The following is a 523-nucleotide window of genomic DNA, read 5'->3' as shown; positions in this document are numbered from 1 at the left end:
ACCGAGGCGGGCGACACGGTGATCCGGCTGTGGAGCAATCTGCCTGCCGCGGTGGGCGCACACGAGATCGCCCGACTATATCGCAAGCGCTGGCGTATCGAAGGCATGTTCCAGCGACTCGAGTCGGTGCTGCAAAGCGAGATCCGCACCCTGGGTCATCCGCGGGCCGCGCTGCTGGGTTTTACCGTCGCGGTGCTGGCGTACAACGTGCTGGCCACGCTCAAGCGCAGTATTGAAACTGCCCATGCTGCAGCCGATGAAACCGGTGCAGCGCCACCCGAGGTCTCGACGTATTACCTTGCCTTGCAGATTCGCAGCCAGTATGAGGGCATGCTCATCGCGCTGCCGCCGAACGAATGGTCGCACTGGAGCGATGCTACGCCCGATGTGATTGCCGGCAAACTGCTCGAGTTGGCCCACTGCGTCGATCCGGCCCAGGTACGCACGCGCAGGCGTGGCCCCAAGACCCGCAAACCCGCACCCTATGTCGAAGGCGCGGTAGCCCGAGCCCATCACAGTACCG

1 pseudogene is annotated in these 523 nt (G+C 64.2%); it reads left to right on the top strand.

The features are described 5' to 3' along the window. Positions 1–523: pseudogene (locus KHO33_RS41960) on the top strand (IS4 family transposase); the annotation flags it as partial.

Source organism: Paraburkholderia nemoris, from assembly GCF_905221015.1.
Lineage (GTDB): Bacteria > Pseudomonadota > Gammaproteobacteria > Burkholderiales > Burkholderiaceae > Paraburkholderia > Paraburkholderia nemoris.
The sequence above is the reverse complement of the archived record's forward strand: the minus strand, read 5'-3'. Positions and strand labels throughout refer to the sequence as shown.